Raw genomic sequence first — 22,469 nt, 5'->3', positions numbered from 1 at the left:
ACGACTGACGGCACCCCAGGGAAGTGTCCGGCTTCCGACTGTCGCATCGCGGATCCGGCCGCAGCGGTAACTGTTCGTGTTCAGTCGGATGGGCTACGGTAACGGTCGTGACGAGACGTGCGGCCGAGATCCGCCTGGATGCCCTGCTGCGCACCGCCTGTGACGTGATCGTGGAGCGCGGTCTGGCCAACACCCGGACGGCCGACGTGGCGCAGGCCGCCGGCGTGAGTCAGGCACTTGTTTTCTACCACTTCGCCACGAAGGATCGCCTGCTCGCACAGGCCTTCGCGTACGCGGTCGAGCAGGATCTGGCCCGACTGGACGCGGTGACCCGCTCCTCGGCCCCCCCGCTGACCAAGCTCCGCCGGATCCTCAAGCTCTACACGCCGGCCGGCCGGGCGACCTCCTGGTCGATGTGGATCGACGGCTGGTCCGAGTCGCTGCGCACCCCCGAGTTGGAGAAGGTGTCCCGCCGGCTCGACCTGCGCTGGCGGCAGGACCTGGCCGCGGTGATCTCCGCCGGGGTGGCCGACGGCACGTTCCAGTGCGCCGACCCGGACGGGGCCGCCTGGCGGATCAGCGCGGTGATGGACGGCCTGGCCGTCCAACTCGCGGTGCACGACCGGGTGATCTCCCGTCGGCAGTTCGGCGAGTGGGTCCGACTGGTCACCGCCCGGGAGCTCGGCCTGGACCTCACCGACCTGGACTGAGCCGGGCGGCCGACGCGGTCGCCGTCACCAGGGCGGGCAAAACGGCTCGGCCCGCCCCGCCGACCGGAACAATCGGCAGCATGGATCTGCTGGAGGCGTACCGCCGGAGCCTGGCCGAATTCGTCGACCGGGTGGACCAGGTCGAGCCCGGCCAGTGGTCCGACCCGACGCCCTGCTCCGACTGGGACGTCCGCACGCTCGTCAACCACGTGGTGAGTGAGGGCCGCTGGAGCGTCCCGCTGCTCGCCGGCCGGACCGTCGACGAGGTCGGCGACCGACTCGACGGCGACCAGCTCGGCGACGACCCGATCGCGGCGGCGCGGGAGACGGCCGCGCAGGCCGAGATCGCCGCCACCCATCCGGGCACGCTCGACCGCGCCGTGCACCTCTCCGCCGGCGAGACCCCGGCCACGGAATACCTCCAGCAACTCCTCGCCGAGCACCTCGTCCACGGCTGGGACGTGGCCGTGGCGATCGGCGCGCAGCCTCGGCTCGACCCGGACGCGGTGCACGTGGCCGCCCGGTGGTTCGCCGGCCAGATCGACGACTACCGCCGCGACAACCTGGTCCAGACCGGCGTACGGGTGCCCGACGACGCCGACGAGCAGGACCGCCTGCTGGCCGCCTTCGGCCGCGACCCCGACTGGACGCCTGGCGACTGACCCGGCGCGGTGGCACCTCCGGCGGTGCGAGTGGGCGTGCGCCCGCTCGCCGCCGGTCGCCGCATGTCGACTGATTTCGATCAATAGGCGGGTCGGGCGGCCCCGGGCCTTGCCGCCGCCACAACCGACTGATATTCACAAATGCACATGCGTCATCGCGCATCGACGGCCGGTGACAACCGGCCCTCCGCTCCCACGAGGAGGTCCTGTGCCACTACCCGAATGGTCACCCCCGATGAGCCGGCGGCGACGCCGGCTCATCGCCGTCCTGGCGACGACGGCCACGGTCGCCGCGTTGCTCCCCACCGGCGTGAGCACCGCGGCCCCCACCGGCAGCGCGGCGTCCGCCGAACGCCGGTCCGGACCGTTCAGCGAGGGGCACGAGCCCGCCGACGCCGACAACCGCACCGGTACGGCGGCACCCGACGCCCGCCAGCGCGGCCTGGCCCGCGCCGCCGACCCCGACGTCAGGTGGAACCGCCTCGGCACCCCGCAGGCCCTCGGCCCCGGCCGCACCCCGCTCGCCACCGGGCTCCCCGCCGACCCGGAGGCCGCCGCCCGCGCCTACCTGCGGGCCAACCGCGACCTGTTCGGCCTGGACGCCGACGCGGTGGCCAGCATGGAACGGGTGCTGGTCCGGCCGATCGGCAGCGGCGCCGTGGTCACCCTCCGGCAACGCTTCGGCGACCTGCCCGCCGGCCCGGACGGTCTCGTCACCCTCGCGGTCGCCAACGGCACGGTGCTCTCGGTCAGCTCCTCGCTGGCCCGCGACACCGGCACGCCCGCGCCGGCCACCCGCACCGCCGAGCAGGCGTACGCCGCCGCGCTCGCCGACGCCGGGCTGACCGCCGCCGCGGTGGCCAGCCACACCATCCGGCAGGTGGCCGTACCGACCCCGCTGGACGGGCCACGGGCCGCCTATGAGATCACCATGATCGGCGCGGACACCGACGAGCCGGCCGCGTTCACCAGCTACGTGGACGGCGGCACCGGGCAGGTCCTGGTCCGTGAGGACCTCGTCGACTTCGACTCCGACAACCCGAGCTGGGCGGTCTTCCCGGCCACCCCGCCCCGCGACCTCGACCCCGGGCAGGACCCCCGGGTGCGCTGGTGCGCCGACCCCGCACCCGGTTGCCAGGCCGCCCTCCGCGACCCGGCCACCGGCCAACCCTGGGACGTCGACGCGGCCACCGGCACACCCACCTTCACCTCGCGCGGCAACTCGGCCAACACGGTGCTCTCCTGGGGTGCGGGCACCCCGATCGTCCCGGCCACCGCCAGCCCGGAGCGCCGCTACGAGTACCCGTTCACCGACCAGTGGCACCAGGCGAAGTGCAACCCGGAGGTGTTCACCTCCGCCCAGCGCAACGACGCGGACGCGTCGATCGCCAACCTCTTCGCCATGCACAACCGGATGCACGACTGGTCGTACCGGTTGGGCTTCACCGAGTCGGCGTGGAACCTCCAGGCGGTCAACCTCAGCCCGGCCGGGCTGGGCGGTGACGCCGAGCAGGGCCGCGCCCAGCAGGGGGCGCTGACCGGCAACCGGAACAACGCCAACCAGGGCACCGGGCGCGACGGGCAGCCGCCGACCACCAACATGTACCTGTGGCAGCCGCAGGCAGGTGGCCCGTACCCACCGTGTGTGGACGGCGACTACGACATGACGGTGATCGGCCACGAGTACACCCACGCGATCACCAACCGGATGATCGCCGGCCCGGACAGCGGGATCGGCGGCCACCAGGGCGGCGCGATGGGCGAGTCGTGGGGCGACCTGCTCGCCGCCGAGTACCTCTTCCAGAACGGGCTGCGCGCGCCCGGGGAGACGCCCTTCGTCACCGGCGGCTACGTCACCGGCAACCTGGTCAGCGGCATCCGCAACTACGACCTCAGCCGCAGCCCGCTCAACTACTCCGACATCGGCTACAACACCGGCGGTCCCGCCGTGCACGCCGACGGGGAGATCTGGGGCGCCACCAACTTCCGGGTCCGCGCCGCGCTGGTCAAGCGGTACGGCCTCGGCACTCCGCAGCGGCAGCTCGACTGCGCACAGGGGAAGGTCGCCGCCGACACGTGTCCCGGCAACCGGCGCTGGTCGCAGTTGGTCTTCGACTCGTTCCTGCTCCAGGCCGCCAGCCAGGTCAGCATGCTCGACATGCGGGACAACATGCTCACCGCCGACCTGCTCCGCTTCGGCGGCGCCAACCAGGACCTGATCTGGGCGGAGTTCGCCCGCTCCGGGATGGGTCGCGACGCCGCCACCAACGGCGCCGGCGACACCGACCCGACGCCCAGCTTCGCCTCGCCGCGCGGCGGCAACGCGACGCTCACCCTGCGCCCGCGCGGGGACAGCGCCGACGCGCCGATCCGGGTGTACGTCGGGGCGTACGAGGCGCGGGCCACGCCGATCGCGGACACCGACCCGGCGACGCCGATCCCGGACACCGTGGAGCTGGTGGCCGGCTCGTACGACCTGCTCGCCGTGGCCCCCGGCTTCGGCCACCAACGGCTCGGTGTGGTCGCCAAGGCCGACCAGGACGGGTTCGTGGACCTGCGGATGAGCCGCAACCTGGCGTCCACCGCGTCCGGGGCGACGATCACCGGCGACGGGGTCAACCTGGACCGGGTCGCCGACGACACCGAGGCGACGAACTGGGCCTCCCTGGACGGGGTCGCCGGCCGGCAGCTCACCGTGGCGTTGCCCGGGGACGCCCCGCAGACCGTCAAGCGGGTGAACGTCAGCGCGATGCTGCGCCCGGCGATCACCGGCGACGCCGACACCGGCAGTCAGAACGCGCTCAGCGCGCTGCGCTCGTTCGCGGTGTCCGCCTGCAACGCGACGACCACCGACTGCGCGGACCCGGCGCGCTGGCAGCGGATCTACACCAGCGCGGGCGACGCGTTCCCCGGCGGGGCGTACCGGGCGTACAGCCGGGACATCAACCTCCGGACGTTCGCGGTGCCCAGCACCCTCGCCACCCACCTCCGCCTCGAGGTGCTGGCGAGCCAGTGCACAGGCGGCCCGCGGTACGCGGGCGAGCAGGACGACGACCCGGTCACGACGACGGACTGCGCCACCGCCAGCCCGGCTCGGACGCAGGTCAGGATCGCCGAGTTCCAGGCGTTCTCGGGGTGACGCCGTGGGGGCCGGCGGACTGCCCGCCGGCCCCCACGTCCCCCGATCAGCGGCGGGCCGGCCGCCAGCGGTCGGCCGGGGCCGGCCGCTCCCAGGTCCGGTCCACCTGCGGGTCCTCGGCCTCGTCGGCCGGGGCCCGGGTCAGGTGTCGCAGCCGCAGCAGCAGGCCCATCCCGAGGAAGAGCAGCAACCCGCCGAGCACGAAGGCGGCCTGCACCACACCGAACCCGCCGGTCCGCGAGACCGGGCGGCCGGCCGGTGGTGCGGCGTCGGCCGGATAGTCCCCCGCCGGCTCCACCCCGGACGTGTCCTCCTCGGCCGGCGCGCTCGCCGGCTCGCTGGGCCGCGCCGGGGTGGCGCTCGGCGTCGGCGTACCGGTCGGGGTGGCGCCCGCACCCCGCACCGAGCGGGTGGCCGTCTGCCGGGCCAGCAGGCGCGCGTTGGCGTCGTACGCCTCGGCGGCGAGGGTGACCCGCCCCTGGGTGACGTCCTCGGCGAAGGCCACCCGGTAGCGCGCCGTGACCGTGCGGCCCGGGCAGAGCGTGCCCGGGTCGAGCTGCCGGTCGGTCAGCCGGGCCACGTCACCCTCGGTCTGGATCTGCAGGGGAAAGTCCCCGGTCTCCTCCACCCGGTCCATCTTCACCTGGTCGAGTCGGATGCCCTGCACGCTGAGCACCATCGACCAGCGCACCTTCACGCAACCGCCGCGCCGATCCGTCTGGGACACCACCGCGGAGATCGTCCGCACCTGATCCCCGGCGGTGAACCGGGCCGGCAGGCCGCTCATCTCGGTGGCGAAGGCCGCCTGCGCCGGCGCGGCCAGGGTCAGCACCGCCCCGGTCACGCCGGCAACCAACGCCCCGAACCGCAGCACGTACCGCCACACGATCACCACCACCTCGCCTCTTCTCGTCACTCCCGGGAAACGCTAGGAGGAAACGGGCGGGTCGGGCAGAGGGGTGTCTTCGCACCGGACGCCAAGGACGGGTGGTGATTTCACCGACAGTGGTGAACCCCTCACCCGTACCGGTCCACCTCCCCGCGTCGCCGGGGATCGCCGGTACGCGAGAATCGGCGGGTGTCCGAGCTCTCCAGCACGTTCGTCCGGCTGCACGCCCGGCTGGCCCCGGTCCCCTTCGTCCCCGAGGTGCGGCTGCACCAGGCCGACGAGCCGATCGGGCTGTGGGAGCTGACCGAGGGCGAGTTCTCCACCGACCGGCCGCCGCCGTTCTGGGCGTTCGCCTGGGCCGGCGGTCAGGCCCTCGCCCGCTACGTGACCGACCACCCGGAGCTGGTCGCCGGCCGCCGGGTGCTCGACCTCGCCTCCGGCTCCGGCCTGGTGGCCATCGCCGCCGCCCATGCCGGCGCCGCGTCGGTACGGGCCGTCGAGGTGGACGAGCTGGCGGTGGCGGCCGTCGCGCTCAACGCCGAGGCCAACGGGGTACGCGTCGACGCCGAGTTCGGCGACATCCTCGACTCCGACGCGGGCGACGCCGAGGTGGTGCTCGCCGGCGACGTCTTCTACAGCGACGCGATGGCCCGCCGGGTGCTGCGGTTCCTGCTCCGCGCCGCCCGGGCCGGCGCGCCGGCGCTCGTCGGTGACCCCGGCCGGGCGTTCCTGCCCCGCGACCGCTTCGACGAGCTGGCCGCGTACGACGTGCCGGTGCCGGAGGCGCTGGAGAGCGTACGGGTGAAGCGCACCACCGTCTGGCAGTTGCGCGCCGGGCTGCCGGGAGCCGCCCGCTAGCGTGTCGACGTGCTGTTCTCCAGCTGGGGGTCCGCGGTCCAGGCACCCTGGCCGGACGTCGCCGAGGTGAGCGACCACGTCGGCGTACGCCACCTGGTCGTCACCCGGCACGCGCTGGTCCGTCAGGTCCTGGCCGACCCGGTCACCTATCCACCGGACAACGCCCTGGACGCGGTGACACCGATGCCGGTGACCGCCCTGCGGGTGCTCGCCGGGCACCGGTTCCGGCTGCCGCCGACCCTGGCCAACAACTCGGGCGCCAGCCATCCGGAGATCCGGGCGATCGTCGCGGCGGCGTTGCGCCCCGAGCGGGTCGCCGCGCAGCGGCCCTGGCTCACCGCGCTGGTCCGGGACCGGGTCGCCCGGCTCGGCGCCCGCCTCGACACCGGCGAGCCGGTCGACCTGTACGCGGACCTCGCCGCCGACCTCCCGCTGCTGGTGCTGGCCCGGCTGGTCGAGCTGCCGGACACGCCCGTCGGCGCGGTGAAGGAGTTCGCCCGCGCCGCGCTGGAGTTGTTCTGGGCGCCGCTGGACACCGATCGGCAACTGGCGCTCGCCGCCGAGGTGGGCCGGTTCCACCGCGTCCTGCGCGACTTCGCGGCCACCGGCGGCGGGTTGGCCGGCGAGTTGCGCGCGGCCGGTCACTCGTCGGACGTGGTGGTCGGCGCGCTCTTCTTCCTGCTGGTCGCCGGCCAGGAGACCACCTCGCAGTTCCTCACCCTGCTGCTGCACCGGCTGGCCGGCGAGCCGGCGGTGCGGGCCGGCCTGCGCACCGGCGAGGTCGCGGTGGCCGACGTGGTGGAGGAGGGGTTGCGGCTGGAGCCGCCGATCGTCACCTGGCGGCGGGTGGCGGCGGCGGACAGCACCCTCGGCGGTACGGCGGTGCCGGCGGGCAGCAGCCTCGTGCTCTGGCTGGGTCGCGCCGGCCGCGACCCGGCGGTCGTCGAGACGCCCGACGAGTTCCGGCCGGGCCAGCGTGGATCCCGCCGCCACCTGTCGTTCGGGGCGGGCGCCCACCGCTGTGTCGGTGACGTGCTGGCCCGGATGGAGGCGGCAGTGGTCGTCGCGGAGGCAGCGCCGCTGCTGGACGGGGTGACTGTCGTCCGCCCGCCCTGGTGCCCGGACAATCTCACCTTCCGGATGCCGGACGCCTTCGTGGTCCGGGGCACCGGCCTGACGAAATCCTGATCTCGCTTCGGTAGGTTTCCGGGCGTGTCAGCGACCCCCGCACGTCGGATCCTCGCCGTCGTACCAGTTGTGGCCCTGCTGGTGCTGAGCGCCTGCACAGCCGGGCGCACGCCGCACGCACGGCAGATCACCGTGGCCCACCAGCCGGTCCCGTCCGCCTCGCCGTCGGCCGCACCGTCGGTCTCGCCGTCGGTGACGGTGCGGCCCAGACCGGGAAGTCTGGACTGGTACGTGTCCCAGGTGCCGACCTTCCCCGAGGCGCCGCCCCCGCAACCGGTGCCGCTGCCCGCGACCGGCGCGGCCCAGTTCTGGCACCGCCTGCCGACCGACCAGAAGGTCGCCTTCATCACCATCGACGACGGTGGGTTGGCCCGACCGCCCGAGGTCGCCGACTTCGTCTGGCGGGCGCACATCCCGGTCACCATGTTCCTCAACTCACCGGCGGCGGAGGAGCACACCGACTACTTCCGGCAGATCATGGTGGCGGGCGGGGTCGTCGAGAACCACACCATCACGCACACCTCGCTGGCCGGCCGGTCGTACGACCGACAGAAGCACGAGATCTGCGGGGCGGCGGACACGCTTGAGGCGCTGTACGGCAAGCGACCGACCCTGTTCCGGCCACCGTTCGGCGAACATGACAGCACCACGTTGAAGGCGGCGCACGACTGCGGCGCGAAGGCGGTCCTGCACTGGACCGAGACCGTGCACGAGGGGAAGGTGCGCTACCAGACCCCGGAGAAGGTGGTGCGGCCCGGCGACGTGCTGCTGATGCACTTCCGGCCGGCGCTGATGGACGACCTGCTCGCCGCGCTCAAGGCGATCCACCGGGCCGGGCTCACGCCGGCGCTGCTGGAGGACTACGTCCGCTGACCGACCTGACGAAAGTCAGGGCCCGGTGCTGCCCTTCGGGCGCGGTGGAGCAGCGGGCTGCGCGCCTAGCGTCAGCGCATGATCACATTACGTGGGTTGACGAAACGGTTCGGGGCGACCGTCGCGGTCGACGCGCTGACCGTCGACGTCGCGCCCGGCCGGGTCACCGGCTTCCTCGGCCCCAACGGCGCCGGCAAGTCCACCACCATGCGGATGATCCTCGGGCTGGACCGCCCCACCGCCGGACAGGCCCTCATCGGCGGGCGCGCGTACCGGGACCTGCGCCGCCCGCTGCACGAGGTGGGCGCGCTGCTCGACGCCCGCGCCATCCACCCGGCCCGGTCCGGCCGGGCACACCTGCTGGCCATGGCCCGCAGCAACGGCATTCCCGCCCGCCGCGTCGACGAGGTGCTGGACACCGTCGGGCTGGACGCGCGGGCCGCCGGCAAACCGGGTCGGACCCTCTCCCTGGGCATGGGCCAGCGGCTCGGCATCGCCGGCGCGCTGCTCGGCGACCCGCCGGTGCTGATGTTCGACGAGCCGGTGAACGGCCTCGACCCGGACGGGGTGCGCTGGGTACGACACCTGACGCGCTCGCTCGCCGACCAGGGGCGGACCGTCTTCGTCTCCAGCCACCTGATGAGCGAGATGCAGCTCACCGCCGACCAACTCGTGGTGATCGGGCGGGGCCGACTGCTCGCCGACGCGCCGATCGGCGACGTGATCGCCGGCAGCACTGTCGCCGTCCGGGTGCGCAGCCCGCACTCCGACGGGCTGGCCGCCCTGGCCGAGCGCCTCACGGCCACCGGGGCGAGCGTGGTGGCGGCCGACCGCGACGAGCTGACCGTCACCGGCGTCACCGCGGACCGGGTCGGTGACCTGGCCTACGAGCTGGGGGTACGGCTGCACGAGCTGACCGCGCAGGCCGCGACCCTGGAACAGGCGTTCATGGAGCTGACCGCCGACAGCGTCGAGTACGCCGGCGGCCCGACCGAAGGTGGGCAACGATGAGCATCCGGACCGACGCGGGCACCCGCCCCGCCAGCACGCCGGCCGCCGGTGCGCCGGCCACCCTCCGAGGGGCGGTGGCCGCCGAGTGGACCAAGCTCTCCTCGGTGCGCAGCACCTGGTGGACGGCGCTGGCCGGGCTGCTGGTGATGGCCGCGAGCGCCGGCCAACTCGCCATCTACGCGGCGAACGCCAACACCAACGACGACCCCGCCGACGACCCGGGGATCGTCACCGTCGGCAGCGTGCTGATCGACTCGGTCGAGCTGACCCAGTTCGTGGTGCTCGCCCTCGGCCTGCTGGCGATCACCGCCGAGTTCACGAGCGGCACCATCCGGACCACGTTGCAGTGCACCCCGTCCCGTGGTCGCGTGCTGCTGGCCAAGGCCGTGGTCACCGGCGCGGTCACCTTCGCCCTCGGGTTGCTGCTCGGCGGCGTCGGCGCCCTGGTCGCCCGGCCGGTGCTCGGCGAGTGGGGCAGCGCCCCGGCCGCCGAGACGATCGGCGACATCGTGGCGGTGGCGGTCTACCTGGCGCTGATCGGCGTGTTCGCCCTGGGTCTCGGCGCGGCACTGCGCAGTGCGGTGCTCACGATCACCGCGCTCCTCGCCACCCTGATGATCGTGCCGCTGTCCCTGCAGAACCCGGACATCGACGTGTTGAACCGGATCGCCGACGCGCTCCCCGGCGTGGCCGGCGGGCACTTCCTGGCCGGCGACACCGAGCCGTACCCGAGTCTGGTCGGGCTGCTCCTGCTCGCCGGCTGGGCCGGCGCCGCACTGCTGCTGGGCCGGGGCGCACTGCGCCGACGCGACGCCTGACGAGCTGAGCGGGGGCTTCCCGGCCCCCGCTCAGCCGTCGACGAGCCCCGCCTCGTACGCGAGGATCGCCGCCTGCACCCGGTTCCGCACGTCCAGGCGGGTGAAGATGCTCGTCAGGTAACTCTTCACGGTGCCCTCCACCAGGTGCAGTCGGCGGGCGATCTCGGCGTTGGACAGCCCCGCCCCGACCAGGGCCAGCACCTCCCGTTCCCGCTCGGTCAGCCCGGCCGTACGGTCCCGCGCGGCGGGCCGGCGGGCCAACCGCCCCGCACCCAGCTCGAGCACCCGACGGGCCACCCGCGGCGACAGGTACGCGCCGCCCTCGGCGACGGCGTGCACACCGGCGATCAACTCCCGCGGGTCGCCGGCCTTGAGCAGGAACCCGTTGGCGCCGTGCCCGAGCGCGCGGGCCACATGGTCGTCCTCGCCGAACGTGGTCAGCATGATCGTCGCGGTCTCCGGCACGATCCGGCGGATCTCGGCGGCGGCGGCCAACCCGTCCAGCCGCGGCATCCGGATGTCCAGCAGCGCGACCCGAGGTCGGTGCGCGCGTACCAACTCCACCGCCGCGTGCCCGTCGCCGGCCTCGCCGACCACCTCGATGCCGGGGTCGCTGGCGAGGATGGCCCGGACACCGGCCCGGATCATCGCCTCGTCGTCGGCCAGCACCACCCGCACCGGAGCTGCCCCGGCCCTGTCGGCGTCCACTACGCGATCCACTCCTTGCTGGCCAACCGGCCGTCGGTGAAGCAGAGCCGCCACGTCGGCTCGGCCAGGGGAAAGTTGCCGTCGGTGTAGTACTCGCAACCGGCCCGGTCGACGCCGACGGGGCTTTCCAACTGCCGCCGGGGCAGACCCTCCAGCTCCGACCTGGCCACGCCGACGCGCATCTTGTCGAAGGTGGCCCGGTCCAGCACCGTCCCGGCGGTCGCCACCGGGTAGTAGACGAGGGAGAGCACCAGGGCGAAACCGGCAGGCGCCAGGAGTGCCACCAGCAGACTGCGCCGGACTCGGCGGCGGGCGTCGTGCAGCCGCCGCGCCGCGTCCACCGGCCGCTCCACCGGGCCGGGCCGGCCGCCGGACGGCGCCGGGTCGCTCTCGATCGCCTCCACCGGCGGCGCGGTCGCCGGCAACACCGCCCGGACGACGAACCCGCCCCCGGTACGGGGTCCGGCATCGAGCGTCCCGCCGGCGAGGCGGACCCGCTCGGCGAGCGCGAGCAACCCGCTGCCCTGCGACGGCGGCGCGGGGAGCGGCTCCACCGGCGGAGCACCGTTGACCACGCACACCTCGACCCGTTCACCGTCGCGGGTAAGACGCACGTCGACCGGGGCCCCCGGCGCGTACCGGGCCGCGTTCGTCAGCGCCTCACGGACCACCCGGTGGGCCGCGTGGCCGGTCATCGCCGGCAGCTCCGCCACCACCGAGGAGGCGTCCAGCCGGACCGCCATCCCCGCCTCCCGGGCGTTGTCGACCAGGTCGGCGACCGTCTCCCCACTCGGACGCACCGACGCGCCACCCTCTTCGCGGAGCACCCCGATGATCTCGTGCAGTCGCTCGGTGGCGGCGGAGACGCTCGCCCGCAGCTCCCCCGCCGCGACCCGATGCCTGTGGTCGAGGTCGGCGGCGACCTCGAGCGCGGCGGCGCGCAACGCGATGAGGCTGAGGTCGTGACCCAGCGAGTCGTGCATCTCCCCCGCGATCCGGGCCCGTTCCCGCAGCCGGATGCGCTCGGCGGCACCCCGCTCCTCGCGGATCAGCGCCTCCACGTGACGATGACCCGCGGCGGCCAACTCCTGCTGCTGACGCCGGTACCGGCCCACCAGCCAGGGGAACACCGCGGCGAAGAGCAACACCGAGGCCAGCAGGAACCAGGTGGCCTCGCCGGTGCCGAGCAGACCCAGGTTGAGCGCCGTCCCGCCGGCCACGATCAGCACGAACACCCCGGCCACCGGGCCCGCCGAGACGCTGCGCCGCCCGGTGAGATAGCTGAAGACCGGAATGGCGAAGACGAAATTGCCATCGACGACCGACCCGAGCACCACAAGCACCAGGGCGACCAACGGTCGGCGTCGACTCGCCACCGCGGCCGCGCCGAGCAGCGACAACTTGCCGACCAGCAGCGGCACCGCGTACCGCGGGTAGGGCGGGCTGACCCCGGCGTAGCCGACCGGGGCCGCGACCACAGCCCAGAGCAGCGCGTCCAGCAGCAGGCGACGCCGCCGATCCAGCGGACCTGGCAGCGCGAAGTCGAGGATCCGCACGGCGGCCAGGCTACCTACGCTCGACCTGCGCGAACACCGACGAAAGTCAGGTGGTCAGCCGCTCTCCTCGGCCCAGACCCGCCAGTCGTCGAGCACACCGTGCAGGGCCGGGGTGAGCCAGCCCGGCGCGGAACGCCGGAACACGCCCGGGTCCATCGCCCCGGCGCCGTCGGGCAGCGCGCCGAGCAGATTCGGCACCAGATCGGTGAGATTGGTCCAGTGCACCAGCTCCGGCCGGCTCGGCCAGGCCCCGATCACCACGCCGGCCGGCACCGCCCGCCGGTCGAGCGCCTCCAGGGTCAGCGCGGTGTGGTTGAGCGTGCCCAACCCGGCGCGGGCCACCACCACCGCCGGCGCGCCGAGCGACACCGCCAGGTCCGCCATCGTCCACGGCTCCCCCGACGGACGCAGCCCCATCGGAACCAGCAACCCACCCGCGCCCTCGATCAACACCAGGTCGTGTGTGTCCGCCTCCGCACGGACCGCGTCCACCGCCTCGTACAGCTCCAACGGCGGCAGGTCGGCCACCCGGGCGGCCGCCAGCGGGGCGAGCGGATCGGGATAACTGGCCAGGGTGCGGCCGGTCAACGGGGCGGCCAGCCGGTTCACCGCGTCCACGTCGCCCGGCTCACCGCCGGCCGTACCCGTCTGGGCCGGCTTGACCACCGCCACCCGCAGCCCGGCGGCCTGCGCCGCCGCCGCGATCGCCGCCGTCGCCACCGTCTTACCGACCTCGGTGTCGGTCCCGGTGACCAGGACCGACCCCTCCCACCCGCTCACGGCGTCACCTCTGCTCGCGACTGCGGGGCTCGCAAACCCGGCTCACTCCTCGCGCTCACGGCGTCACCTCTGCTCGCGACTGCGGGGCTCGCAAACCCGGCTCACTCCTCGCGCTCACGGCGCCACCTCTGCTCGCGACTGCGGGGCACACTCCACGATGACCTCCAGGGCCCGCTCGAAATCCGCCCGGGGCACCCCAGCACTGACCGTGAGGCGCAGACGGGAACGGCTGTCCGGGGTGGACGGTGGCCGGAAGCACCCCACCGCGACACCCCGATCCCGGCAGTCGGCGGCCCAGGCGGTCGCCGCCTCCGGCCCGGGGGCGGTCACCGAGATCACCGCCGCGTCCGGCGCGGAGACGGTCAGCCCGGCCGCGCGCAGTCGACCGACCGCCACCCGCACCCGGTCGGACAGCTCCGCGCGCCCGTCGTCACCGGCCCGAGCCAGCCGCAGCGCGGCGTGCACGCCGGCGGCGACCGCCGGTGGCAGCGCCGTGTCGAAGATGAACGTACGCCCGGTCTCGACCAGATGCCTGACGAACTCGGCCGGGCCCGCGACCACACCGCCGGCGCCACCGAGCGCCTTGGACAGGGTGGCGGTGATCACCACGTCCGGCTCGCCGGCGAGCCCTGCGGCGGCCACCGCACCCGCGCCGGCCGGACCTGTCACGCCGAGTGCGTGCGCGTCGTCGATCAGCAGGAGCGCGCCGTGCCGGCGGGCCACCGCGTGCAACCGGGCCAGCGGCGCGAGGTCACCGTCGACCGAGAAGATCGACTCGGTCACCACCACCGCCGGGCGGCCCGGAGCGGCCGCGAGCGCGGCGGCCACGGCGTCCACGTCAGCGTGCGGGGTGACCACCGTCTCAGCACCGGAGATCCGGCAGCCGTCGATCAGGGACGCGTGGTTGTGCGCGTCGGAGACGAGCAGCGTCCGAGGTTGGACGAGCGCCCGCAGCGCGCCGAGGTTGGCCAGGTAGCCGGAGGAGAAGACCAGTGCGCGATCGGTGCCCAGCCACTGCGCCAGCTCGTCCTCCAGCGCCTGGTGCGCGTCGGTGGAACCCCGCACGAGGCGCGACCCGGTGGCCCCCAGCCCGTACGCCGACAGCGCCGCCACGGCCGCGGCGGTGACCTCCGGGTGGGTGGCCAGGCCGAGGTAGTCGTTGCCGGCCAGATCGGTCACCCCGTCGCCGGCGGGTCGCGGGTGCAGTCGCCGGGTCAGCCCGGCCTTCGCCCGCAACTGCGCGCGCCGGTCGAGTGCCGCCAGCCAGTCCGCCACCGTCACCCCTTCGCCGCCGTCCGCGCCGGTCAGCCCGACACCCGCCGGGCGAAATTACCACCCGCCACCGTCAGCCCGACGGATCCACTCGACGCGAGCGCCCACCGGGCTGCCAGGCCATTCCGGCTGACGGGGGGCCTTGTAGGGTACGAGCCATGCCAGAGATCCTCGACCAGGCCCGGACCCAGGTGCTGGGTGACGGTGTCGGCCTCGACCAGGCCGGCATCCTCGCGGTGCTGAACCTGCCCGACGAGCACCTGCCCGCCGCCCTGCAACTCGCCCACGACGTGCGGATGCGCTGGTGCGGTCCCGAGGTCGAGGTCGAGGGCATCGTCTCGCTGAAGACCGGCGGCTGCCCGGAGGACTGCCACTTCTGCTCCCAGTCGGGCCTGTTCACCTCCCCGGTGCGGTCGGTCTGGCTGGACATCCCGTCGCTTGTCGAGGCGGCGAAGCAGACCGCCAAGACCGGGGCGACGGAGTTCTGCATCGTCGCCGCCGTGCGCGGCCCGGACGCCCGCCTGATGAAGCAGATGCGCGAGGGCGTCGCCGCGATCAAGGCCGAGGTCGAGATCCAGGTCGCCGCGTCGCTGGGCATGCTCACCCAGGAGCAGGTCGACGACCTCGTCGACATGGGTGTGCACCGCTACAACCACAACCTGGAGACCTGCCGGTCGTACTTCCCCAACGTGGTCACCACGCACTCCTGGGAGGAACGCTGGGAGACGCTGCGGATGGTGCGCGACTCCGGCATGGAGGTGTGCTGCGGTGGCATCCTCGGCCTCGGCGAGACCGTCGAGCAGCGGGCCGAGTTCGCCGCGCAGCTCGCCGAGCTGAACCCGCACGAGGTGCCGCTCAACTTCCTCAACCCCCGACCGGGCACGCCGCTGGGCGACCGTCCGGTGGTGGAGGGCAAGGACGCGCTGCGGGCCATCGCCGCGTTCCGGCTGGCCATGCCCCGCACCATCCTCCGGTACGCGGGTGGTCGGGAGATCACCCTCGGTGACCTGGGCACCCGGGACGGTCTGCTCGGTGGCATCAACGCGGTGATCGTCGGCAACTACCTGACCACGCTGGGTCGCCCGGCGACCGCGGACCTCGACCTGCTGGACGAGCTGAAGATGCCGGTCAAGGCCCTCTCCGCCACGCTGTGACGACGATGACGACGACCGAGGTGTGGTGCGACAGGTGCGGTGAGTCGGCGACCGCCGCCCATCCGGGCTGCGCCTCGGCCCGCCAGTTGGAGCCGCCCCGGTTCTGCCACAGGTGCCGCCGCCGGATGAAGGTGCAGGTGCTGCCGGTCGGCTGGTCGGCGGTCTGCGTCGAGCACGGCGAGATCCGGGGCTGATCCACTCCACCTGACCCACCGGCGGCGTCGGCGGGGACCCCGCCGACGCCGGGTGCGGTGGTAGGTTCCGACCCACGGCTGGGGCGACAACCCGCGGGGGGACCAAGGTGGACGCTGACCGCGCCGCCCGGGAGCGGCGAATCCTGAGCACGGCGGCCGAGCTGCGCGTCGCGGTCGGGGAGACCACGGCGACCGTCGAGTCGCCGGACGGTGCGGTGGTGGTGACGGCCGGGCCGCGCAACGCCCTGCTCGACCTCACGCTGACCCGCCGGATCCGACACCACGACGGCCGAGCCCTCGGCGCGCTGCTGGTCGCCACCGTGCGCGCTGCCACCGAGCGGGCCGACGAGTTGCTCACCGAACGGGCCCGCGAGTTGGTGCCCGGCCGCGCCGACCTGCCCGACCCCCTCGCCACCGCGCTGCCCGAGCCGCCCCCACCCCCGGCCGACGATACCGCCGACGACGAGACCGACCCGCTCGTACGCCGTCTGCGCGACGAGGCGCGACGGCAACTTGACGCCTGGGCGACGACGCGGGCCGACGTGGCCGACCTGACCGCCACCGCCCACGCGACCCAGGGCGGGGTCGTCGCCGAGGTGGGCGCCACGGGCGAGCTGCGGCGGGTCGAGCTGGCGGACGCCGCGCCCCGCCTGGACCCGACCCACCTGGCGGCGCTGGTGCTCGACACCGTCCGCCGGGCCACCGCGGACGCCGCCGCGCTGCTCGCCGAGCGGGTCCAGCGTGTTGCCGGCCCCCGCCTGGACCTGGTGTCGTTGGTGGCCGCCTATCGACCGTCCGACACCGACGACGAGGAGGGCCGAGGTGGCTGACTTCGAAGCGAACGTGGACGAGATCCTGACCTGCCGGACGCGCCTGGCGGACATCCAGCAGCGGGCGGCGGCGATCGCCGACCTGGCCGAGGACGCCAACCCCGAGTGGCACATCTGGGGTGCCCTGGGGGCGCCGTTCGCCGCGCTGTACTGGCGCTTCGCCGGTGAGTTCTACGAGCACCTGGGTCTGATGGGGGAGGCGCTCACCGACCGGGTCGAGGCGTTGGACTGCACCGCCGAGGCGTACCGGCGCACCGAGCAGGACATCGACGAGCGGATGCGCAGGTTGCATCAGCGGCTGGCCGAGGGCCACCCCGAATGAGCGACGAGCGCGACCTCACCGACAGCGACGTCACGAACGACGTCACCCGGCAGGAGTGGGCGACCGGCCCGGTCGGCGCGGACACCACCTGGGACGGGTACGGCGGGGCCGGGTCGGTGGACGTCGGCGGTTACGACGTGCTCCGTTTCGACCCGGTCAAGGACGTGCCGGGGCTCTCCGGAATCCCGCAGGCCGTCTCGGCGGGCGCCAAGTGGGCCGGCGGCGACGGCGACTGGTCGGAGCTGTTCAACATCGCCGGCAGCGTCGGCGACCTGGGTGTCAACGTCTTCGCCTACGCGGTGGACCCGCTCAACTTCCTGATCTCCGCCGGGCTCACGTTTCTGGTGGACGTGGTGCAGCCGCTGGAGGACCTGCTCGGGCTGGTCACCGGCAATGCCGAGCGGATGGAGGGGGAGATCGCCAAGTGGGAGCGGGTCGGCAACGCGCTCGACCCGCTGGCCGCGGAGATCCGTGCGGCGGTCCAGGAGGGGCTGGTGGGCTGGCAGGGGCTGGCCGCCGACGCCGCGCGCCAGCGGATGGACGAGTTCGCCCAGGGGGTGGCCGGTCTCGGCAACGACGCCCGAAAACTGGTGATGACGCTGAACGCGGCGAAGCTGCTGATGGAGGTGGCGCAGGGTTTCGTGCTCGGTCTGATCGCCACCTTCGTGGAGTGGATGGTCTTCACCTGGACGGCGGCGTTGGCCAGCGCGGTGCCGACGATGGGTGCGTCCACCGCCGCGGCGGGAGCGGCCACGACCGTGCAGGGCGCGGTGGTCACCACCCGGGCGACCACGTTCATCAGCAAGGTCGTCGCGTTGCTCCAGCGGCTGCGCACCGTCCTCACCAGGATGCACCCGAGGACGATGGCCTCGGTCAAGGCGTCGTTCCAGCTTCGGGGGGCCAACGGCACGTTCGCGTCGGGTTGGCGCGGTTCGTCGGCGGTGCTCGTCGACTCGGCGAAGGACTTCCGGACCTGGCTGGGCCCGGCCGACAAGCTCGCGGCGACGGCCGCCAACGAGGGCAAACGGGCGACCGACTACTTCGGCGACGACGCCGAGCTCTCCGACTCCCGGACGGAGCAATACCTTGACCCAGGTCGATGACCCCTCGGGCGGTGACCTCACCCACCCGCAGGGCGCGTACCAGATCGAGCGGTACGACCCGACCGGCCCGCCACCACAGCTGCCGCCGGGGCACGGCGGGATCGCCGTGCACACCTGGTGCCCCCCGCAGTCGGCGCGGTTCACGCTCGCCCCGATGGTGGGTGTGGACGGCCGGCCGGCGACCTACGGCTTCGGCCGCGCCCTCATCGTGGTGCCGGTCGGCGAGCGACTGGTCGAGGTGCAGTACGTGTCACCGCAGCGCAGCGCACTTGTCACCGTGGGCGAGGGAGAGGTCGTGCCACTGGAGTACGCCGCCTCCTACGAGGCGTTCGGCGCCGGTGCGTTGGGGCGCGGCGAGCAGCGACCCGGCGGGCGGATGCCGATCGCCGCCGCGTTGACGTTCAGCCTGGTCCTCGGCCTGGGTGCCGCGTACCTGGGGTTCCTGCCGTTCCTGCTGGTGGACGACGCCCCGACCGCGCTGCTGCTGGTCCCGCCGGTGCTGGGCATCGTCGTCGGCATCCTGGTGTTCCGGCGCCGCACGAGGCGGCGTCGGTGAGCGCGGCGGCGCTCTTCGTCGGAGCGGACACCGATCCGCCGACGCCTCCGGGCGGGCAGGCCGGAGTGCTGCTCACCTTCTTCTTCACCAGCCAGGTCCAGCTGTACCGTGGCGACGTGCTCGTCGACGACCGTCCCAACTGGGACATCTGGATCCCCCCGCCGGTGCTGCTGATCGACGGTGCGCCCGCGCGGGCCAGTTGGTCGAGCTGGTTCTATCCGCTGCCGGTCGGCGCACACCAGGTGGAGGTCCGCGAACCGGCGGCGGCACGGCAGCAGCTCGACGTGGTCGTCGACGGTGTGGCGCGGTTGCGGTACGAGGCCGCGATCACGATCCGCAAGGACCACACCGACACGCACGTCCTGCGCTGGGACACCAGCGCGACGCTGGGGAGCGGCTCGTGAGCACGTTGTCGGGCCGGGTGGTGACGCTGCGCCCCGCCGAGGAGACGGACGTCGCCGCGTTGGCCGACATCCGGGCCACGCCCGAGGTGCGCCGCTGGTGGCGTGGCGACGACGACCTGGCCGACTCCGTCCGCGCCGACCTCGGCGACGGCGACCTGCACCTGTACGCCATCGAGCACGACGGCCGGGTGATCGGCGCGATCCAGTGGCACGCCGAACCGGACCCGGACTACCGGCACGCCAGCATGGACGTCTTCCTCGACCCGGCGGTGCGCGGCGCCGGGCTGGGCGTCGACGCGATCCGCACCCTGGCCCGGCACCTGATCGACGAGTACGGCCACCACCGGTTCACCATCGACCCGGCGGCGGCGAACAGCGCCGCGATCCGGGCGTACGCGAAGGTCGGTTTCCGTCCCGTGGGCATCATGCGCCGCTACGAGCGGGGCGAGGACGGCCGCTGGCACGACGCCCTGCTGATGGACCTGCTCGCCGAGGACCTACCCGGCTGAATCGGACAAGCGTGCCCGGCACCGCACGGTGCCGGGCACGCCCCGGTTCTCCGCGAACTAGCGCTGGAGGGTCAGCACACCCGGCCGCCACGGCAGCCGGTTGTAGTCGCCGCTCGCGTTGGGGTCCTTGCCCTGGTACAGCAACTGCAGGTTGCAGGCGTCGACGGTCTTGGTCTGGTCGGGGTTGGTGCGGACCAGGTCACCGTGGCTGATGTCGTTGGTCCACGTCGCGCCGCTGTTGGCCCTGCCGGCGAAGGGGTTGCTCTCGCTGGCGGCCTGCGGGGCCCACGAGCCGCCCAGGCTGCTGGACGTGAACGACCGGAAGTAGCGTTGCCCCTGGCTTCCGATCGCCTCGACGATCATGAGGTACTGGTTCTGGCCCTGCACCTTGTAGACCTCGACGCCCTCGAACAGGTTGTTCGTCGAGTCGGTCATGACCGTCGTGTAGCTCGAGCCGAAGCTGCCCGGGAAGTTCCCGAGCGGCATGCTCGACCGGTAGATCTTGCCGTTGTCCCCCGCGAAGAACAGGTACATGTTCTGGTCGTCGCCGATGAGGGTCTGGTCGATCACGCCGTACGGGGCGTCGGGGAGGCTGGCGGTGGAGAGCGTCTGTGCCGAGGACCAGCCGTTGGCGTTGGTCGGGTCGCTCGACGTCTTGTAACTGAACGAGGTCGGTCCCCACTGGTACGCCAGCACCCAGATGTTCTTCGGGGCGAAGTACAGCAGCGTCGGCGCCACCGTGCCCTGACTCATTCCGGTCTGGCCGGCCGAGGCCATGTCGGACCAGTTGGTGAACAGGCTGAAGTTCATCGAGCCGTACGAGCCGCTGCTGTTGACGTTCGACGCGTAGACCAGGTGCTTGCCGTTGTAGACCACGTTTGTGAAGTCCTTGAGCGAGAGCCAGCCGTTCTGCGGGCTCGTCAGCGCGCCGGTCGAGGACCACCGGTAGGTCGACGGGAGCGCGCAGCCGCCCGGCGGCGGGGTGGTCGGCGGCGGCGTGGTCGGCGGCGGCGTGGTGGTCGGCGGCGGCGTGGTGGTGCCGCCACCGAAGTCGGTCCGCCACTGCTGGTTGGTCTGCCCGTGGCAGTCGTACAGCTGGACCTGCTGGCCGTTGCCGGTGCCCCAGACGTCCAGGCACCGACCCGACTGGACGCCGCTGATGGTGCCGTTGGAGTTGAGGTTCCACTGCTGGTTCGACTGACCGTTGCAGTCCCAGATGATGACTCCGGTGCCGTTCGCGGTGCCCGCGCCGTTCGCGTCCAGGCACTTGCTGCCGTAGACCCGCAACTGCTTGCCGGTGGTGTACGTCCACTGCTGGTTCGACTGACCGTTGCAGTCGTAGAGCTGGACCCGGGTGCCGTTGGTCTGCGTGGAGTTGGGCACGTCGATGCAACGGCCCGACTGCACCCCGGTGATCCGGCCGGAGCCGCCACTCGGCGGCGGGCTCGTGGTCGGGGTCACGGTCGGGGTCACGGTCGGGCTCACGGTCGGGGTCACGGTCGGCCCCGAGGTCGGAGGGGCCGCGTTGAGCGCGTTGAGGACGGAGTTGTAGGCGGCCTTCTTGTTACCGCCGCCGTCGAAGAGCAGCGGGCTCTCGTTGGAGCGCCAGGAGTCGCTGTCGCGTACGCCCCAGACGGTGATGCCGATGCAGCGCGGCACGTTCAGGCAGGCCTGGGTCAGCCCGGCGTACTGGGTGGTGGAGGAGTTGGTGACGTCGACCTCGGTCAGTGCCACGTCCACGCCGAGCGCGGCGAAGCTGGACAGCGTGGTCTGGAAGTTGCTCGGCAGCGAGCTGCCGCCGGTGAAGTGGGTCTGCAACCCGACGCAGTCGATCGGCACGCCACGGGACTTGAAGTCCTGGATCATGCGGTAGACGCCCTGCGTCTTGCCGTACGACCAGTTCTCGATGTTGTAGTCGTTGTAGCAGAGCTTGACCGACGGGTCGGCCGCCCGCGCGGTGCGGAACGCCACCTCGATCCAGTCGTTGCCGGTGCCCTGGAGGTTCGACGAACGACGGCTGCCGTCCTCGTTGAACGCCTCGTTCACCACGTCCCACGCGGCGAGCTTGCCCCGGTAGTGGCCCATCACGCCGTTGATGTGGTCGATCATCGCCTGCCGCAGGCTGCTGCCGTTCAGGCTCTGCATCCACCCCGGCTGTTGCCCGTGCCAGGCCAGGGTGTGCCCACGGACCTTCAGGCCGCGCTGGGTCGCCCAGTTGTAGATCTGGTCACCGGAGTTGAAGTTGAACTGGCCCCGCTGGGGCTCCGTCGCGTCCGGCTTCATCTCGTTCTCGGCCGTGATCATGTTGAACTCGCGCCCGGCGATCGTGCTGTACGTCGAGTCGCCGAGCCGGCCAGCCGCGATGGCGGTGCCGAAGTACCGGCCCGACTGCGCGGCGGCCGCGCCGAGCGTGGTCGCGGCGGCGTTCGCCGAGGGCATCATCACCGCTACGGCGGCTACGGTCACGACGCTGAACGCGCCGGCGAGCAGCGCTCGGACGGCGGGCGATCGCCGTCGCCGAGTCCCGCCGCGACAAACGGTTGGGCTCATTGCCATCTCGGCCTCCTTATTGGCCAACACCCAGGCCGTCGAGGCGGGACGACCGGAGGTCTCGGTGGGGGGGAAATCTAACTCAGTCGATGCTTGCACACGCGCGGGTCCGGACACTGATGTTTCGAAAAAGTTTCGGAACCACGCTCGGCGGACCGGCGACCGCCGACCTGGACCTGCTCGACGAGCTGAAGATGCCGGTGAAGGCAATGTCCGCCGCCTTCTGAGCTGACCGGTATGGCGATCCGCGTACTCCGGTCACAGATCTTGGACAGTTTCCGTTCAGCAGGCGGGCTCAACTGGTGGTTGCAACACCCTTCCGTGATCTTCGTTGGGGTGGTTATGGCGTCGAGGTTGAGCCCGCTGGAGCGGGAGCAGATCGG

The 22,469-nt window shown here is 73.0% G+C and carries 22 protein-coding genes; 16 read left to right on the top strand and 6 right to left on the bottom strand.

Translation table 11 applies throughout. The annotated features are described in order from the left end of the window. The first annotated feature begins 107 nt into the window (after window positions 1-107). From ACGFH8_RS34840 to ACGFH8_RS34830, 3 genes are all read left to right on the top strand, one after another. Complete coding sequence (locus tag ACGFH8_RS34840; RefSeq protein ID WP_393375905.1) at window positions 108-710, top strand: TetR/AcrR family transcriptional regulator; 603 nt, start codon at window positions 108-110, stop codon at window positions 708-710. Between the two features lie 80 nt (window positions 711-790). Then, window positions 791-1,372 carry a TIGR03086 family metal-binding protein gene (locus ACGFH8_RS34835; RefSeq protein ID WP_393375903.1) on the top strand — a complete coding sequence of 194 codons (582 nt, stop codon included), beginning with the start codon at window positions 791-793 and terminating at the stop codon, window positions 1,370-1,372. Between the two features lie 235 nt (window positions 1,373-1,607). Further along, window positions 1,608-4,511: a M36 family metallopeptidase gene (locus ACGFH8_RS34830; protein WP_393375902.1), complete on the top strand. Its 2,904-nt coding sequence runs from the start codon at window positions 1,608-1,610 to the stop codon at window positions 4,509-4,511. Between the two features lie 46 nt (window positions 4,512-4,557). On the opposite strand, the gene ACGFH8_RS34825 is transcribed toward ACGFH8_RS34830, so the two are convergent. After that, the gene (locus ACGFH8_RS34825) at window positions 4,558-5,427 is read right to left on the bottom strand and encodes a hypothetical protein (RefSeq protein ID WP_393375899.1); all 870 of its coding nucleotides are present in this window, start codon (window positions 5,425-5,427) and stop codon (window positions 4,558-4,560) included. 162 nt (window positions 5,428-5,589) lie between these two features. On the opposite strand from ACGFH8_RS34825, the gene ACGFH8_RS34820 reads away from it, so the two are divergent. The 5 genes from ACGFH8_RS34820 (at window position 5,590) to ACGFH8_RS34800 (ending at window position 10,148) form a co-directional block, all read left to right on the top strand. After that, window positions 5,590-6,258: a class I SAM-dependent methyltransferase gene (locus ACGFH8_RS34820; protein WP_393375897.1), complete on the top strand. Its 669-nt coding sequence runs from the start codon at window positions 5,590-5,592 to the stop codon at window positions 6,256-6,258. Window positions 6,259-6,267: 9 nt separating this feature from the next. Then, complete coding sequence (locus ACGFH8_RS34815) at window positions 6,268-7,446, top strand: cytochrome P450 (protein ID WP_393375894.1); 1,179 nt, start codon at window positions 6,268-6,270, stop codon at window positions 7,444-7,446. Window positions 7,447-7,470: 24 nt separating this feature from the next. Next, window positions 7,471-8,319: a polysaccharide deacetylase family protein gene (locus ACGFH8_RS34810; RefSeq protein WP_393375891.1), complete on the top strand. Its 849-nt coding sequence runs from the start codon at window positions 7,471-7,473 to the stop codon at window positions 8,317-8,319. Window positions 8,320-8,397: 78 nt separating this feature from the next. Further along, window positions 8,398-9,330: an ATP-binding cassette domain-containing protein gene (locus ACGFH8_RS34805; protein WP_393375889.1), complete on the top strand. Its 933-nt coding sequence runs from the start codon at window positions 8,398-8,400 to the stop codon at window positions 9,328-9,330. Continuing rightward, window positions 9,327-10,148: an ABC transporter permease subunit gene (locus tag ACGFH8_RS34800; protein ID WP_393375888.1), complete on the top strand. Its 822-nt coding sequence runs from the start codon at window positions 9,327-9,329 to the stop codon at window positions 10,146-10,148. The genes ACGFH8_RS34805 and ACGFH8_RS34800 overlap by 4 nt, the downstream gene beginning before the upstream one ends. A gap of 30 nt (window positions 10,149-10,178) precedes the next feature. Here the strand turns inward: ACGFH8_RS34800 and ACGFH8_RS34795 are convergent, their stop codons facing one another. From ACGFH8_RS34795 to ACGFH8_RS34780, 4 genes are all read right to left on the bottom strand, one after another. Then, window positions 10,179-10,856, bottom strand: a complete 678-nt coding sequence (locus ACGFH8_RS34795; RefSeq protein ID WP_393375886.1) for a response regulator — start codon at window positions 10,854-10,856, stop codon at window positions 10,179-10,181. Beyond that, entirely contained in the window at window positions 10,856-12,412 is a 1,557-nt protein-coding gene (locus ACGFH8_RS34790) for a sensor histidine kinase (RefSeq protein ID WP_393375884.1), read from the bottom strand. Before ACGFH8_RS34790 ends, ACGFH8_RS34795 begins: the two co-directional genes overlap by 1 nt. 54 nt (window positions 12,413-12,466) lie before the next feature. Continuing rightward, window positions 12,467-13,192 carry a dethiobiotin synthase gene (gene bioD / locus ACGFH8_RS34785; RefSeq protein WP_393375882.1) on the bottom strand — a complete coding sequence of 242 codons (726 nt, stop codon included), beginning with the start codon at window positions 13,190-13,192 and terminating at the stop codon, window positions 12,467-12,469. Window positions 13,193-13,306: 114 nt separating this feature from the next. Continuing rightward, window positions 13,307-14,467 carry an 8-amino-7-oxononanoate synthase gene (locus ACGFH8_RS34780; RefSeq protein ID WP_393375879.1) on the bottom strand — a complete coding sequence of 387 codons (1,161 nt, stop codon included), beginning with the start codon at window positions 14,465-14,467 and terminating at the stop codon, window positions 13,307-13,309. A 155-nt stretch (window positions 14,468-14,622) separates the two neighbouring features. On the opposite strand from ACGFH8_RS34780, the gene bioB reads away from it, so the two are divergent. From bioB to ACGFH8_RS34740, 8 genes are all read left to right on the top strand, one after another. Beyond that, complete coding sequence (gene bioB, locus ACGFH8_RS34775; protein ID WP_393375876.1) at window positions 14,623-15,618, top strand: biotin synthase BioB; 996 nt, start codon at window positions 14,623-14,625, stop codon at window positions 15,616-15,618. A 5-nt stretch (window positions 15,619-15,623) separates the two neighbouring features. After that, window positions 15,624-15,812, top strand: a complete 189-nt coding sequence (locus ACGFH8_RS34770; RefSeq protein WP_393375873.1) for a hypothetical protein — start codon at window positions 15,624-15,626, stop codon at window positions 15,810-15,812. Window positions 15,813-15,919: 107 nt separating this feature from the next. After that, window positions 15,920-16,642, top strand: coding sequence for a YbaB/EbfC family nucleoid-associated protein (locus ACGFH8_RS34765; protein WP_393375870.1), 723 nt, complete (start codon window positions 15,920-15,922; stop codon window positions 16,640-16,642). Further along, window positions 16,635-16,964 carry a hypothetical protein gene (locus ACGFH8_RS34760; protein WP_393375867.1) on the top strand — a complete coding sequence of 110 codons (330 nt, stop codon included), beginning with the start codon at window positions 16,635-16,637 and terminating at the stop codon, window positions 16,962-16,964. Before ACGFH8_RS34765 ends, ACGFH8_RS34760 begins: the two co-directional genes overlap by 8 nt. Beyond that, a complete protein-coding gene (locus ACGFH8_RS34755) occupies window positions 16,961-18,067 on the top strand; it encodes a WXG100 family type VII secretion target (RefSeq protein ID WP_393375864.1) in 1,107 nt (368 codons plus the stop codon). The genes ACGFH8_RS34760 and ACGFH8_RS34755 overlap by 4 nt, the downstream gene beginning before the upstream one ends. Then, on the top strand, window positions 18,051-18,623 hold the full coding sequence (locus ACGFH8_RS34750; RefSeq protein WP_393375862.1) for a hypothetical protein: 573 nt from the start codon (window positions 18,051-18,053) through the stop codon (window positions 18,621-18,623). Before ACGFH8_RS34755 ends, ACGFH8_RS34750 begins: the two co-directional genes overlap by 17 nt. Then, complete coding sequence (locus ACGFH8_RS34745; protein ID WP_393375860.1) at window positions 18,620-19,027, top strand: hypothetical protein; 408 nt, start codon at window positions 18,620-18,622, stop codon at window positions 19,025-19,027. Before ACGFH8_RS34750 ends, ACGFH8_RS34745 begins: the two co-directional genes overlap by 4 nt. Then, a complete protein-coding gene (locus ACGFH8_RS34740) occupies window positions 19,024-19,536 on the top strand; it encodes a GNAT family N-acetyltransferase (RefSeq protein ID WP_393375857.1) in 513 nt (170 codons plus the stop codon). The genes ACGFH8_RS34745 and ACGFH8_RS34740 overlap by 4 nt, the downstream gene beginning before the upstream one ends. Before the next feature lie 57 nt (window positions 19,537-19,593). Here the strand turns inward: ACGFH8_RS34740 and ACGFH8_RS34735 are convergent, their stop codons facing one another. After that, window positions 19,594-22,092 carry a non-reducing end alpha-L-arabinofuranosidase family hydrolase gene (locus ACGFH8_RS34735; protein WP_393375854.1) on the bottom strand — a complete coding sequence of 833 codons (2,499 nt, stop codon included), beginning with the start codon at window positions 22,090-22,092 and terminating at the stop codon, window positions 19,594-19,596. Window positions 22,093-22,469: the final 377 nt, after the last annotated feature.

Source organism: Micromonospora sp. NPDC049175 (assembly GCF_043197345.1).
Classification (GTDB): Bacteria; Actinomycetota; Actinomycetes; order Mycobacteriales; family Micromonosporaceae; genus Micromonospora.
Note: the sequence above shows the minus strand (reverse complement) of the source record. Positions and strands in the feature narration are given on the sequence as shown.